The organism is Corynebacterium striatum ATCC 6940 (assembly GCF_000159135.1).
Taxonomy (GTDB): Bacteria; Actinomycetota; Actinomycetes; order Mycobacteriales; family Mycobacteriaceae; genus Corynebacterium; species Corynebacterium striatum.
This window is the reverse complement of record NZ_GG667582.1, coordinates 1-241: the sequence shown is the minus strand read 5'-3', so window position 1 is coordinate 241 and position 241 is coordinate 1. Positions and strand designations below refer to the sequence as shown.

Below are 241 nucleotides of genomic sequence, written 5' to 3'. Positions count from 1 at the left end.
TCATAGTGCAATTTTGGGTACATTAGCTAATTCAGGTATCAATACAGATACTTTCGGTGATATTCTTACTGATGGTAAAGGTAAATGGCAATTCTTAGTTGGAACCGAAAGGGTTTGAATTCTATTAATCGTGATAATGTCGTTTCAATCAAATCCGGTTTGAACTCATCTAAAAGTAAAATTGTTCTATATGAGCCAAGAGTATATTCTGATGCTAAAGATGTTGCACAGAATTTATTGA

1 protein-coding gene is annotated in these 241 nt (G+C 32.8%); it reads left to right on the top strand.

From position 1 onward, the window contains the following. Positions 1 to 13 precede the first annotated feature (13 nt). Positions 14 to 118: a YlmH/Sll1252 family protein gene (locus tag HMPREF0308_RS14495; RefSeq protein WP_487042732.1), complete on the top strand. Its 105-nt coding sequence runs from the start codon at positions 14 to 16 to the stop codon at positions 116 to 118. Positions 119 to 241: the final 123 nt, after the last annotated feature.